The following is a 13,358-nucleotide window of genomic DNA, read 5'->3' as shown; positions in this document are numbered from 1 at the left end:
GCCGTCAGTGACATCGGATGACAGCTGTCACTGCCGTCATCGCTGTGCCTGCCTGCATGCTGTGCCGCACGCTCCACCGCCGGAACCGCCGCCGTCCGCCCTTCCGGTCACACCCGCCCGAACGCCTGTGATGGAACGAATGAACGCTTCTGCCGAGCTGTTGAAGGAACTCCGTATCGAACGCAAGTCGCCACCCTCTTCCTCCGGTGGTGGGGGTGGCAGTGGCGCTGGCCGCCACTGGCTGTGGATCGCGGTTGTCGTGATTGCCGTGCTGCTGGCCGCCGGCGCCTTCGCGCTGTTCGGCCGCACCCCGGCCGTGGAGGTGGAAACCGCACCTGCAGTGGCCATCCAGCAGGGCAGTGCCAGCAGTTCGGTGCTCGACGCCAGTGGCTACGTGGTCGCCCGCCGCATGGCCACGGTGTCGGCCAAGATCACCGGCAAGGTGCGTGAGGTGATGATCGAGGAGGGCATGCGGGTCGAGGCCGGCCAGGTGATGGCCACGCTGGACCCGATCGATGCCGATGCGCAGCGCAGCCTGTCGGCATCGCAGGTGCACGCGGCACGTGCGCAGGTGGCCGGGCTTGAGGCGCAGCAGCGCCAGGCCGCCGCCGAAGCCAGCCGCCTGCAGGCCCTGGTGGGCCAGCAGCTGGTCTCGCGTTCGCAGTACGACCAGGCCGTGGCCCAGCGCGACAGCCTGCGTGCACAGCTGGAAACGGCCCAGCGCAACGTGAAGGTGGCCAACGACCAGTTGGCGATTGCCGATCTGGGTGTGGACAACAACATCGTGCGCGCGCCCTTCTCCGGTGTGGTCACCGCCAAGGCGGCGCAGCCCGGCGAAATCGTTTCGCCGCTGTCGGCCGGTGGTGGCTTCACCCGTACCGGCATCGGCACCATCGTCGACATGGACTCGCTGGAGATCGAAGTCGAGGTTGGCGAGGCCTTCATCGGCCGCGTGCAGCCGAAGATGCCGGTGGAAGCCACGCTCAACGCCTATCCGGACTGGAAGATTCCCGGCGAGGTGATCGCCATCATTCCCACCGCCGACCGCGGCAAGGCCACGGTGAAGGTGCGCGTGGCGCTGAAGGTGAAAGACCCGCGCATCGTGCCGGAGATGGGCGTGCGGGTCAGTTTCCTGGAACAGGCCCAGCCGCAGGCCGCCACCAAGCCGCAGGGTGTGCGCGTGCCCGGTGGCGCCGTGGTCCAGCGCGAGGGCGCTTCGGTGGCCTTTGTGCTGGGTGACGAGAACCGCGTGCAGCAGCGCACGGTCGAGGCCGGCCAGGCGATGGGCAAGGACCGCCAGATCCTCAAGGGCGTGAGCGCGGGTGAATCGGTGGTGGTGAACCCGCCGGAGACCCTGCGCGATGGCGCCAAGGTGCAACAGAAACAAGCGCAGTAACGGCCTGGCGCCCGCGGGCGCCGCCGGCAGCACCGCTCGACGCACGCCCGCGGCCGCCGCGGGCGCATTGCCCCGTTTCCCGCCTTCCGTGGAGAACCACCCATGTCGACCCTGGTTTCACTGCGCAACATCACCAAGACCTACCAGCGTGGCCCCGAGAAAGTGCAGGTTCTGCACGGCATCGACCTGGACATCGCCCGCGGCGACTTCGTCGCGCTGATGGGCCCGTCCGGTTCGGGCAAGACCACCCTGCTCAACCTGATCGGCGGCCTGGACAATCCCAGTGGCGGCGAGATCAGCATCGAAGGCGAGCGCATCGACCAGATGAGCGGCGGCCAGCTGTCGACCTGGCGCAGCCACCACGTCGGCTTCGTGTTCCAGTTCTACAACCTGATGCCGATGCTGACCGCGCAGAAGAACGTGGAGCTGCCGCTGCTGCTGACCCACCTCAATGCCGCGCAGCGCCGCCGCAATGCAGAGATCGCACTGACCCTGGTCGGCCTGGCGGACCGCCGCAACCACCGTCCGAATGAGCTTTCCGGCGGCCAGCAGCAGCGCGTGGCGATTGCCCGCGCGATCGTCTCGGACCCCACCTTCCTGATCTGCGACGAACCCACCGGCGACCTCGACCGCCAGTCCGCCGAAGAGATCCTGGGCCTGCTGCAGCAGCTCAACCGCGAACACGGCAAGACCATCATCATGGTCACCCATGACCCGAAGGCGGCCGAGTACGCCACCCACACGGTGCACCTGGACAAGGGCGAGCTGGCCGACGCGCCGCTGGCTCACTGACGGAGGGCACGGCGATGAAATATTTCTCGTTGGTGTGGGCGCAGCTGTTCCGCAGCCGCACCCGCACTCTGCTGACCCTGCTGTCGGTGGTGGCCGCGTTCCTGCTGTTTGGCATGCTCGATTCGGTGCGGGTGGCGTTCGCCTCCGGTGGCAGCGTGGAAGGCGCCAATCGCCTGGTGGTGGCCTCGCGGCTGTCGATCACCCAGTCGCTGCCGATCCGCCTGGAAACCCAGATCCGCCAGGTGGCCGGCGTGCGCGACGTGGCCTACGGCATGTGGTTCGGTGGCATCTATCAGGACCCGAAGAACTTCTTCCCGAACTTCTCGGTCTCGCCCAATTACTTCGACGTCTACCGCGAACTGCAGATCGATCCGGCGCAGCTGGAAGACTGGAAGCAGACCCGCACCGGCGCCATCGTCGGCGAAACCCTGGCCAAGCAGTTCGGCTGGAAGATCGGCGACACCATCCCGCTGCAGGCAACGATCTTCCCGCGCGGCGGCAGCAACGACTGGCCGCTGGAGCTGAAGGGCATCTACCGTTCAAAGGACCGTGCGCTGGCCGCCAACGAAGAACGCCAGTTGATGATGAACTGGAAATACTTCGATGAATCCAACGACTACATCAAGAACCAGGTGAGCTGGTACACGGTGACGCTGGACAATCCGGACCAGTCGTCGCGGGTGGCACAGGCGATCGACGCGATCTCGGCCAACTCCGACCACGAGACCAAGACCCAGACCGAATCGGCGTTCCAGCAGGCCTTCGTCAAGCAGTTCGCGGACATCGGCATGATCGTCACCTCGATCATGGGCGCAGTGTTCTTCACCCTGCTGCTGTTGACCGGCAACACCATGGCGCAGGCCGTGCGCGAGCGGGTTCCAGAGCTGGCCACGCTGAAGACGCTCGGTTTCAAGGACAGCACCGTGCTGACCCTGGTGATGGTGGAGTCGGTGCTGCTGATCGGCCTGGGTGGCCTGATCGGCATGGGCCTGGCCGCACTGATCCTGCCGGCGATCAGCCCGAAGAGCATGGGCATGCTGCCACCACACGTGCCGACCCCGACCTGGCTGATGGGGCTGGGCCTGATCGCGGTGATCGGCATCATCGTCGGCCTGCTGCCGGCGCTGCGTGCCAAGCGCCTGAAGATCGTCGACGCACTGGCCGGCCGCTGAGGAGAACTGCAGATGAACAAGTTCAAGAAGTGGGCCGGCAACGCGTTGACCGTGCTGCTGCTGGTGATCGGCCTGGTGCTGTGGATCAGCCTTCCCTGGATCGGCGTGCTGGCCGTGGCCGTGCTGGTAGCGCTGTGGCTGCTGCTGACCCGGGGCGGGCGGCTGGCGCTGGCCGCTACCCGCATCGGTGTGGCCAGCCTGCCGCAGCGCTGGGGCGCCTCCTCGGTGATCGTGGTCGGCATCGCCGGCGTGGTCGGCGTGCTGGTGGCGATGCTGGCGATGGGCGAAGGCTTCCAGGCGACGCTCAACAACACCGGCGATGACACCACCGCCATCGTGCTGCGCGGCGGCTCGCAGGCCGAGACCAACTCGGTCATCACCCGCGAGCAGGTGCCTACGCTGTCCACTCTGCCCGGCATCACCCGCGATGCGCAGGGTCGACCGCTGCTGTCGCCGGAACTCTCGCAGGTGGTCAATCTGGTATCCAAGGCCGATGGCACCGACGTCAACGCGCAGTTCCGCGGCGTCGGCCCGCAGGCGTGGGCCGTGCATGACAAGGTCAAGATCGTCGAAGGCCGAAAGTTCGCCGCCGGGCTGCGCGAGATCGTGGTCGGCCAGGGTGCCAGAAGCCAGTTCCGCGATATGGATGTCGGCAAAACGCTCACCCTGGGCAACCAGACCTGGACGGTCGTGGGCATCTTTGCCACCGGCGATGCGCATGATTCGGAACTGTGGACCGACGCCGACACGCTGGCCACCACCTATCAGCGCAGTGCCTGGCAGTCGATCAGCGTGCGCACCGACGGCAAGGCCGGCTTCGAGCAGTTCAAGGCTGCTGTCGCCGCCGACCCGCGCCTGAAGCTGGACGTGGAAACCACCCGCGTCTACTACAGCAAGCAGGGCGGTGGCCTGACCAAGCTGATCGACATCCTTGGCAAGGTGATCGGCACGATCATGGCGGTGGGCGCGGTGTTCGGCGCACTCAACACCATGTATGCGGCGGTGGCCACGCGGGCACGTGAGATCGCCACCATGCGCGCGATCGGTTTCCGCGGCCTGCCGGTGGTGACCGCGGTGATGCTCGAGACGATGCTGCTGGCACTACTCGGCGGCCTGCTCGGCTGCGCGGTGGCGTGGCTGCTGTTCAACGGCTACAGCGTGTCCACCATCGGCAGCAACTTCAGCGCGGTGGTGTTCAAGTTCCATGTGTCGCCGGAACTGCTGTGGACCGGCTTGAAATGGGCACTGGGCATCGGCCTGGTCGGCGGCCTGTTCCCGGCGCTGCGCGCGGCCCGTTTGCCGATCACCACGGCGTTGCGCGAAACCTGAGCATCACGCACGGATTGAATGGACGTTATGCAGGGGGACGGAGCGAAGGCTCCGTCCCTTTTCTTTTGCACGCCATCCACGCATGGCGTGGATGGATGCCTGCGCACACGCGCTGCTACAGATCGCCGGAAATCCGCCGCTATCGATGCCTCTGCCCAACGCAAACGCAACGCGCGTGACGTCGCGCACATCGCATCTGTGGATTGTTGGTTGCGATTCATGTTCGCGCTCATTCAGCAGCATGGCGACAAACAGTTACGAATGGAAACATTCTAGAATCGCGCCCCCACGTTGGTTTGCAGCACCCCACGCGCCCACAGAACGGGCGCCTGTTTTTTCTGAAACACGAGATTTCACGGATGTCCCTGAGAACCAATCCGCTGCGCAACGCGATCGTCATCGCGCTGGCCGCCAGCTGCACCACCCCCGCCTTCGCACAGAGCGCCGGCGATACCCCGACCAACCTCGACCGCATCGAAATCACCGGCTCGCGCATCCGCCAGGCCAGTGTCGAAACCGCACAGCCGGTGGTCGCGCTCAGCCGCGCCGAGATCGAGAAGAAGGGCTACATCAACGTCGCCGACATCCTGCAGGACGTCACCGCCGCCGGTGCTCCGAGCCTGAGCCGCTCGTCGTCGCTGAGTTCTTCGCGCGACTTCGGCGGCACCTACGTCAGCCTGCGCAACCTCGGCCCGGAACGCAGTCTGGTGCTGATCGACGGCCGCCGCATGGGTGTCAGCGCCGGTGGCTACTCCGACCTGGCTTCGATTCCCTCGGCGATTGTCGAGCGCGTTGAAGTGCTGACCGACGGTGCATCCGCGCTGTACGGCTCGGACGCCATCGCCGGTGTGGTCAACATCATCACCCGCAAGAACTTCGACGGTGGCGAAGCCAGCGTCTACGTCGGCCAGTACGGTGAAGGCGACGGCCAGAAGCGCTCCTACAGCGCCACCTTCGGCAAGACCTTCGATCGCGGCTGGTTCAGCGTCGGCGCAGAGCGCACCAAGGAAGACGAGATCCTCGGCAGCGAGCGCGAGTTCAGCCGTTACCCGGGTGGCCCGCGCCACGCCGACGACGTCGACGCGCTGAGCCCGACCACCCAATGGGGCACCGTCACCGTCGGCGGCAAGCCGCTGACCGTGGGCCCGGGCGGTGATCCGAGCCAGGCTGGCAACTTCCATACCCCGGACCCGGCTGATGGTGCCAACGCCAAGACCAACATGAGCCTGCTGAGTGGTCTGGAGCGCACCTCGGTGTTCGCCAACGGTGGTTTCTCGATCACCGACAACCTGCGCATCGTGGCCGACGCGCTGTACAGCAAGCGCGAGTCGACCAAGCACCTGGCCGGCTACCCGTACTCGGTATCGGCCGCACAGGCCCGCAATGGCACCCGTGCTGCCCTGTCCAAGGACAGCACCTTCAACAAGTGGGGCCAGGACGTCCTGTTCTCGCACCGCACTGAAGAACTGCCGCGCAGCACCGAGAACAACCTGGACACCAAGCGCGCCAGCATCGGCCTGGAAGGCAGCTTCGAAACCGGTTCGCGTTACTGGGACTGGAACGTCAGCTACATGTACAACCGCAATGAAGGCGAGCGCATCGGTACCGGCAGCATGTACCAGCCGCACGTCGACCTGGCGGTCGGCCCGTCCTTCATGGATGGCACCGTGGCCCGATGCGGCACCCCGGGTGCGGTGATCGCCGGCTGCGTGCCGTGGAACCCGGCCGCACCCATGGGCTATGCGGGCCCTGGCTCGCTGAGCAACCAGGACGTGCAGGACTACCTGTTCACCCGCTTCGTCGACAAGATGGAGAGCACCACCAAGGTCGCCAGCGCCAACATCTCCGGCTCGCTGTTCACCCTGCCGGCCGGTGACATCATGGGTGCGATGGGCTTCGAGCACCGCAGCGAAGAGGCCAGCTACACCCCGGACCTGATGGTGCAGAAGGGCCAGATCGCCGGCACCACCGGCCAGCCGACCCGTGGCGATTACTCGCTCAACGAGGTCTACCTGGAAATGCAGGTGCCGCTGCTGGCCGACATGCCATTCGCGCGTGAACTGTCGCTGGACCTGGCCGGCCGTTACACCGACTACAACACCTTCGGTTCGACCACCAACAGCAAGTTCGGCCTGAAGTGGAAGCCGATCGACAGCCTGCTGGTGCGCGCGACCTACGGTACCGGCTTCCGTGCACCCACCGTGGACGATCTCTACGGCGGCGCCGTGTCCAGCCGCGATTCGTTCACCGATCCGTGCGATACGAAGTTCGGCATCGCGGCCAGCAGCCCGACCGTGGCAGCACGCTGCAAGGCGCTGAATGTGCCCGCCAACTTCCGTCAGCAGACCGGTGCGGACGGCAACCTTGCCAACCGCCCGGGCCAGCAGGCCACCTCCGATTTCAACTCGGGTTCCAACCCGGAACTGAAGCCGGAAACCGCCAAGACCTGGACCGTCGGCCTGGTCTACAGCCCGGAATTCGTGCAGGGCCTGGACGTCAGCCTGGACTGGTGGAAGATCCGCATCAACAACGCCATCGTCGGCGAGTCGGCCACCGACATCCTCAACCAGTGCTACGTGCAGGGTGTGGATTCGGCCTGCGGTCGCTTCACCCGTTCCACCGCTGCGGCCACCCGTGGCCAGGTCTCGGCACTGGATCGTTCGCTGGTCAACGCTGGCTATCGCGAAACCGCCGGCTATGACATCGGTGTGCGTTACCGCCTGCCGGAAACCGCGTACGGCAAGTTCGCCATCAACTGGAACACCACCTACACCGACTATCTGGAGCAGCGCAACGACAGCGCCGCCACCACGCCGGTGGAGCAGAAGACCGGCTGGCAGGGCAACTTCCGCGTGCGTTCGACCTTCAACCTGGATTGGCAGTACGGCGATTTGGGCATCGGCTGGACCGCCCGCTACTACTCGGGCATGAAGGAAGCCTGCTCGTATGACCTGGCCGGTGGCCCGGACTGCAACATGGCCGGCTTCGCCTCGCCGTACACCGATGCGCAGCCGAGCCGCAAGGTGGGCTCCAACACCTTCCACGACCTGCAGGTGCGTTACAGCCTGCCGTGGGACGGCACCGTGTCGCTGGGCGTGAACAACGTCTTCGATCACCAGGGTCCAATCATGTACAGCCAGCCGAACAGCAGCTTCACCTACTACGGTGGCTTCGACATCGGTCGTTTCATGTACATGAAGTACCAGCAGCGCTTCTAAGCCTGCAACCGCGTTCCCGCCCCGGCCAACTCTCTCCTGGCCTTGGATGGAAGCAGAACGGCGCCCCTCGGGGCGCCGTTCTTTTTTGGAGAAGCGGGGTCGGATCCCTTCGCCGTCAGCGCTTGCGCATCGTGCGGATATTGTCGCCGACGAACAGGATCAGGCCGGCCCAGATCGCCGCGAAGCCGATCGCCTTCGCGGTGTCGAATGCCTCGTGGAAGAAGAACACACCCAGCAACAGCTGCAGGCTCGGCGCGATGTACTGCAGGATGCCAACCAGCGACAGCGGAATGCGCTTCACACCGTAGGCGAAGCCGATCAGCGGCACGGCCGTCACCACGCCGCCGAAGATCAGCAGCAGGTCATTGCGCCAGCCCCAGCCATGCAGGAAGGCACCGCCATGGCCGTTCTCGGCCCAGATCGCGAACGCCAGCGCTGGCAGGAACAGGTACAGGCTCTCCACGCCCAGGCCGGCCACCGGATCGACCGAGACCAGCTTGCGCAGCAGGCCATACAGGCCGAACGAACAGGCCAGGCCCAGCGCGATCCACGGCGGCGTGCCGGCGTCGATGGTCAACCAGGCCACGCCCACCGCCGCCATCGCCACCGCCACCCACTGCAGACGGCGCAGCCGCTCCTTCAGCACCAGCACGCCCAGCAGTACGTTCACCAGCGGATTGATGAAATAGCCCAGGCTGGTTTCGATGACGTGGCCAGCGTTGACCGCCCAGATGTACAGTCCCCAGTTGAACGCGATGGTCAGGCTCGATACCAGCAGGATCGGCAGTGCGCGCGGTTGCGCGGCGATCTTCTGCCACCAGCCCAGGCGCGAACTGAGCAGCAGCCAGCCCAGCACCAGCACCGTGCTCCAGATGATGCGGTGGGCGATGATCTGGAACGAGGGCACCTCGTTGAGCAGGTGCCAGTACACCGGCACCAGGCCCCAGATCACGAAGGTGGACGCAGTGACCAGCAGGCCCCGGCGTTGCTCTTTCTCGTCCATGCTCATTGCTTTCGTGTCCTTGCCATCGTCAATACCACCACGCCCAGAAGAATCACCGCCATCGCCAGCAGGTCGCGCCAGCCGAAACGCTCACTGTTGAGCAGCGCACCCAGCAGCACCGCAATGACCGGATTGACGTACGCATAGCTGCCGGCCAGCGCGGGGCGCACGTTCTGCAGCAACCAGACATAGGCGGTGAACGCGACGATGGAGCCGAACACGCACAGGTAAGCCATCGCCAGCAGGCCGCTGGTATCGGGCAGCGTGGTGGGGCGCTCACCGACCGCCAGGCCGATCAGCACCAGCAGCACGCCGCCACAGATCATCTGCCCGGCAGCCGTCATGAATGGGCCCGGCAGGTCCAGCCCGCGTGACCACACCGAACCGAAGGCCCAGCCGACCGGCGCGATCAGCAGCAGCACCAGCCCGGTTGGCGAGGCGGTCAGGCTGCTGCCGGCATTGAGCCAGACCACGCCGAGGAAGCCGATGGTGATGCCCAGCCACTCACCGCGGCTGGCATGCTGCCCGCGCAGCGCCGAGAACAGCGCCATCCACAGCGGCACCGAGGCCACCGCGGTCGCGGCCAGGCCCGAAGACACCTCGCGCTCGGCCAGCACCACCATGCCGTTGCCCAGCACCAGCATGGTCACGCCCATCACCACCAGGTTGCGCCATTGCCGCAGGGTCGGGTTCGGCAGTTTCCAGAACAGGCGCAAGGCCAGGAACATCAGGCCGCCCGCAATGATGAAGCGGCTGCCGGAGACCATCGTCAGCGGCAGCGCGCCGCCGTGCAGGGCCTTGGCGATGCCCAGGTAGGTCGAGCCCCAGACCACGTAGACCAGCAGCAATGCCAGCGCGACAAGGCCACCCCGGGGGGCAGCCGCAGACGAAGAGGGGGGAGCCGACATGACACACCAGGGAGCCGGGGGAAGGCGGATTCTAGGACGTTTTGAGTATGGTCCGGGACCCCATACGGTGGCACGCTGTCATCCATCCATGCACCCTGCTCTGGTCTGCTACCCCGTGTTGACGGCCCATGCAGTACCAAGAGGGCTGCCCGGCCGCGCCGCCCCAAGGCTGGGCGCCGTTTTCCCTGCGCACGGACGCGCCGCATCGAGGATTCCCACCCAGATGAGCACCACGTCCCAACCTGCCGTACCCGCGAACGACCGCGCCGCCCTGCGGCGGTCGATCTCCAACACCCTCAAAGGCTCCGCCGGCAACCTGGTGGAGTGGTATGACGTCTACGTGTACTCGGTATTCGCCGTGTACTTCGAATCGCAGTTCTTCTCGCCGGACGACAAGAACTCCACCATGTACGTGTGGGCGATCTTCGCCGCCACGTTCCTGATGCGCCCGATCGGAGCCTGGTTCTTCGGCCGCTTCGCCGACCGCCACGGCCGCCGCCTGGCCCTGACCGTCTCGGTCACGTTGATGGCGCTGTGCTCGTTCCTCATCGCAATCACCCCCACCGCCGCCAGCATCGGTATCTGGGCCGCCGTGATCCTGCTGTTCGCGCGCCTGCTGCAGGGCTTCGCGACCGGTGGCGAGTATGGCGCCAGCGCCACCTACATGTCCGAGGCCGCCATTCCGGGCCGTCGCGGCTTCCTGTCCTCCTTCCACTACGTCACCCTGGTCGGCGGCCATGTGCTGGCCCAGCTGACCCTGCTGCTGATGCTGACCTTCTGGGGCAAGCCGGAAATCTCCGAATGGGGCTGGCGCATCGCCTTCGGCATCGGTGGCATCGCCGCGGTGGTGGTGTTCTGGCTGCGCCGCGGCATGGACGAATCGCTGTCGGAGTCGTCGATCGAGGCCGCACGCGAGGGCAAGGCCCAGAAGTCAGGCTCGATGTACGAGCTGTTCGTACACCAGTGGCGGCCGCTGCTGCTGTGCTTCCTGATCACCGCCGGTGGCACCGTGGCCTTCTACACCTACTCGGTGAACGGCCCGAAGATGATCCAGAGCGCCTTCGCGGGCAACGACCCGATGACCGGCACCCTGATCAACCTGGGCGTGCTGGCGTTCCTGATGGTGCTGCAGCCGGTCGGCGGCTGGCTGTCGGACATCATCGGCCGCAAGACCCTGCTGGTGTTCTTCGGTGTCGGTGGCGTGCTGTACAGCTGGTACCTGATCACCCAGCTGCCGCACCAGCATGACGCCACGCTGGCGTTCCTGACCCTGGCACTGGCCTTCGTCATCCTCACCGGCTACACCTCGATCAACGCAGTGGTGAAGGCCGAGCTGTTCCCCACCCACGTGCGTGCACTGGGCGTGGGCCTGGGCTATGCGCTGGCCAATTCGCTGTTCGGCGGCACCGCCCCGCTGCTGTACCAGGGCGCACTGAAGACCGGCCATGTGGACTGGTTCGCCATCTACGTCACCGCGACGATCGCGGTCTCGCTGGTGGTCTACATCTTCTTCCTGACCAACAAGGGCCCGAACTGGCTCGACGGCACCCGCAAGTAAGGGCGCTGTAGTGATCGCGGCCACCGGTGCAATGCCGGTGGCCGCTGTGCAGTAACGACGGCGGGGTAGAGTCGACTGTCAGTCGACTGCTCTTCGAGCAGATAGCGAAAAACCCCGCGCTGTGCGCGATAGTCGACTGACAGTCGACTCTACCATCGCCCCATCGCCCCATCAGCCCACCGTCGCATCGGCCCATTGATCCGACGATCCATCGCCCGTCATTCCGCCGTCGTTGCCCCATCAGCGACGGGCGGATTCGCTCTTGTCACGCGCACCGCGGAACTCCGATTCCTTTTCCCACGTCGGCCAGCGTCGGCTGTTGGCCAGCTCGGCGCCCAGGTCGTAGACCAGCAGGGTGTCGGCGGCATGGCCGGCCGGGTCCCAGCTTGGGGTCCAGGCATCGCAGGCCTGGTGGTAGCAGTCGGCGAAGTACTTCTCGCGCAGCGCACGGCCGGCTTCAACGCCGCCTTCCAGCTTGTCCAGGCCCGGGCCGATGGTGATCGCCGGCACGCCCAGGCGGGCGAAGGCGAAGTGGTCGGCGCGATAGAAGAAGCCGGCTTCCAGGTTCGGGTCCGGGCTGTAGCTGCGGCCACGAGCCTTGGCCACGCGTTCCAGATCCCCTTCCAGCGAGACCCGGCCCTTGCCCCACGATGCGATGTCGCGGGTCGCGCCATCGGGGCTGAACATTTCGATGTTCAGCACCGCGGCGGTCTTGTCCAGCGGCGCCAGCGGGTGCGCGGCGTAGTAGCTGGCACCCAGCAGGCCCTTCTCTTCAGCGGTGAGGGCCACGAAGTACAGCGTGCGCTGCGGCTGCGGGCCGGCGGCGAACACGCGGCCCAGCTCCAGCACCGTGGCCACGCCGGTGGCGTTGTCGATCGCACCACGGCGGATGCGGTCACCCTTGGCATCCGGCTGGCCGATGCCGAACGCATCCCAGTGCGCGGAGAAGATCACGGCCTCGTCAGCATGTTCACCACCGGGCAGCTTGGCCACCACGTTGCGGGTCACCACCTGCTCGCGCTTGAGCGCGAAATCCACGCTCAGCTTCGCGTTGTCCAGGTCCACCGGGCGGAAGTCGGCACGCATGGCCTTGCGCTTCTCGGCATCGAAGTCGAGGCCGGCGTCGGCGAAGATCGCTTCGGCCAGCTCGCGCTGCATCCAGCCGCGCAGCGGCGTGTGCTGCGCCATCGCTTCAGCCTGGCCGCGCTCGATGTCGAACAGTGGCGAGGTGCCCGAGCTCTTCACCGTGGCCCAGCCATAGGCGGCCGGTGCGGTTTCGTGCACGATCAGCACGCCCTCGGCGCCACGGCGTGCGGCTTCCTCGAACTTGTAGGTCCAGCGCCCGTAGTAGGTCACCGCCTTGCCGTCGAACGCGCCCGGCGCATCGGCTTCGAAATCAGCGTCGTTGATCAGCACCACGGCGATCTTGCCGTGCAGGTCCACGTCCTTGTAGTCATTCCACTGGCGTTCCGGTGCGTCGATGCCATAGCCGACGAACACCAGCGGCGCATCCTTGATCTGCACGCGCTTGCGCGGCTGCAGGCTCTGCAGGGTCACGTCTACACCGTTGGCCAGCGCGCGCTTGCCCTGCTTCAGCGACAGGCTGGCCGTGGCCGCGCCTTCCAGCTGCGCACGCACCAGCGGCACCGGCTGCACCCAGCTGCCGTCCACGCCACCCGGCTGCAGGCCATAGCTGCGGAACTGCTCGATCAGGTACTTCACCGTGCGCTCTTCACCTTCGGTGGCCGGCGCGCGGCCCTCGAATTCATCCGACGCCAGCACACGCACATGCCGCGACAGTGCCTGCGGATCGATGCCGCCACCCGGCAGGTCGTTGGCCGCATGGGCCAGGCCACCGACGAACAGGCAGGACGACAGCAGCAACACGCGCATCGGATTCACGGCAATACCACGGCAGGCTTGGAAGTCACCAGAGTGTAACGTGGTCGCGACATTGCGGTGCGGCTTGGGCCTGCGTCATC

Annotated in this window: 9 protein-coding genes; 6 read left to right on the top strand and 3 right to left on the bottom strand. The window is 66.2% G+C overall.

The genetic code is table 11. The annotated features are described in order from the left end of the window. Positions 1–139 precede the first annotated feature (139 nt). The 5 genes from D7Y61_RS15900 to D7Y61_RS15880 all read left to right on the top strand — a co-directional run bounded on the left by D7Y61_RS15900 (position 140) and on the right by D7Y61_RS15880 (position 7,907). The gene (locus tag D7Y61_RS15900; RefSeq protein WP_180867655.1) at positions 140–1,396 is read left to right on the top strand and encodes an efflux RND transporter periplasmic adaptor subunit; all 1,257 of its coding nucleotides are present in this window, start codon (positions 140–142) and stop codon (positions 1,394–1,396) included. Positions 1,397–1,498: 102 nt separating this feature from the next. Then, positions 1,499–2,188 carry an ABC transporter ATP-binding protein gene (locus D7Y61_RS15895; protein ID WP_053516547.1) on the top strand — a complete coding sequence of 230 codons (690 nt, stop codon included), beginning with the start codon at positions 1,499–1,501 and terminating at the stop codon, positions 2,186–2,188. A gap of 14 nt (positions 2,189–2,202) precedes the next feature. Beyond that, positions 2,203–3,360 carry an ABC transporter permease gene (locus tag D7Y61_RS15890; protein WP_180867652.1) on the top strand — a complete coding sequence of 386 codons (1,158 nt, stop codon included), beginning with the start codon at positions 2,203–2,205 and terminating at the stop codon, positions 3,358–3,360. A gap of 12 nt (positions 3,361–3,372) precedes the next feature. Beyond that, positions 3,373–4,689, top strand: a complete 1,317-nt coding sequence (locus D7Y61_RS15885) for an ABC transporter permease (protein WP_180867650.1) — start codon at positions 3,373–3,375, stop codon at positions 4,687–4,689. A gap of 359 nt (positions 4,690–5,048) precedes the next feature. After that, positions 5,049–7,907: a TonB-dependent receptor plug domain-containing protein gene (locus D7Y61_RS15880; protein ID WP_180867648.1), complete on the top strand. Its 2,859-nt coding sequence runs from the start codon at positions 5,049–5,051 to the stop codon at positions 7,905–7,907. A 115-nt stretch (positions 7,908–8,022) separates the two neighbouring features. On the opposite strand, the gene rarD is transcribed toward D7Y61_RS15880, so the two are convergent. Both rarD and yedA read right to left on the bottom strand, forming a co-directional pair. Further along, the gene (gene rarD / locus D7Y61_RS15875; protein WP_180867646.1) at positions 8,023–8,916 is read right to left on the bottom strand and encodes an EamA family transporter RarD; all 894 of its coding nucleotides are present in this window, start codon (positions 8,914–8,916) and stop codon (positions 8,023–8,025) included. After that, positions 8,913–9,818: a drug/metabolite exporter YedA gene (gene yedA / locus D7Y61_RS15870; protein ID WP_180867644.1), complete on the bottom strand. Its 906-nt coding sequence runs from the start codon at positions 9,816–9,818 to the stop codon at positions 8,913–8,915. Before yedA ends, rarD begins: the two co-directional genes overlap by 4 nt. Positions 9,819–10,041: 223 nt before the next feature. Here yedA and D7Y61_RS15865 point away from each other — a divergent pair, with 223 nt between their 5' ends. Next, on the top strand, positions 10,042–11,376 hold the full coding sequence (locus D7Y61_RS15865) for an MFS transporter (RefSeq protein WP_106549891.1): 1,335 nt from the start codon (positions 10,042–10,044) through the stop codon (positions 11,374–11,376). 240 nt (positions 11,377–11,616) lie between these two features. On the opposite strand, the gene D7Y61_RS15860 is transcribed toward D7Y61_RS15865, so the two are convergent. Then, positions 11,617–13,269 carry a M28 family metallopeptidase gene (locus D7Y61_RS15860; protein WP_180867727.1) on the bottom strand — a complete coding sequence of 551 codons (1,653 nt, stop codon included), beginning with the start codon at positions 13,267–13,269 and terminating at the stop codon, positions 11,617–11,619. Between the last annotated feature and the right edge of the window lie 89 nt (positions 13,270–13,358).

Origin of the sequence: Stenotrophomonas maltophilia (assembly GCF_013464485.1) — a bacterium.
Lineage (GTDB): Bacteria > Pseudomonadota > Gammaproteobacteria > Xanthomonadales > Xanthomonadaceae > Stenotrophomonas > Stenotrophomonas maltophilia_AW.
This window is presented reverse-complemented; position numbering and strand designations above follow the sequence as displayed.

Excerpts from the sequence above, each read along its gene's own strand:
- D7Y61_RS15895 (WP_053516547.1), top strand. The coding sequence starts at position 1,499 with ATGTCGACCCTGGTTTCACTGCGCAACATCACCAAGACCTACCAGCGT.
- D7Y61_RS15885 (WP_180867650.1), top strand. The coding sequence starts at position 3,373 with ATGAACAAGTTCAAGAAGTGGGCCGGCAACGCGTTGACCGTGCTGCTG.
- yedA (WP_180867644.1), bottom strand. The coding sequence starts at position 9,818 with ATGTCGGCTCCCCCCTCTTCGTCTGCGGCTGCCCCCCGGGGTGGCCTT.
- D7Y61_RS15900 (WP_180867655.1), top strand. The coding sequence starts at position 140 with ATGAACGCTTCTGCCGAGCTGTTGAAGGAACTCCGTATCGAACGCAAG.
- D7Y61_RS15860 (WP_180867727.1), bottom strand. The coding sequence starts at position 13,269 with ATGCGCGTGTTGCTGCTGTCGTCCTGCCTGTTCGTCGGTGGCCTGGCC.
- D7Y61_RS15865 (WP_106549891.1), top strand. The coding sequence starts at position 10,042 with ATGAGCACCACGTCCCAACCTGCCGTACCCGCGAACGACCGCGCCGCC.
- D7Y61_RS15890 (WP_180867652.1), top strand. The coding sequence starts at position 2,203 with ATGAAATATTTCTCGTTGGTGTGGGCGCAGCTGTTCCGCAGCCGCACC.
- D7Y61_RS15880 (WP_180867648.1), top strand. The coding sequence starts at position 5,049 with ATGTCCCTGAGAACCAATCCGCTGCGCAACGCGATCGTCATCGCGCTG.
- rarD (WP_180867646.1), bottom strand. The coding sequence starts at position 8,916 with ATGAGCATGGACGAGAAAGAGCAACGCCGGGGCCTGCTGGTCACTGCG.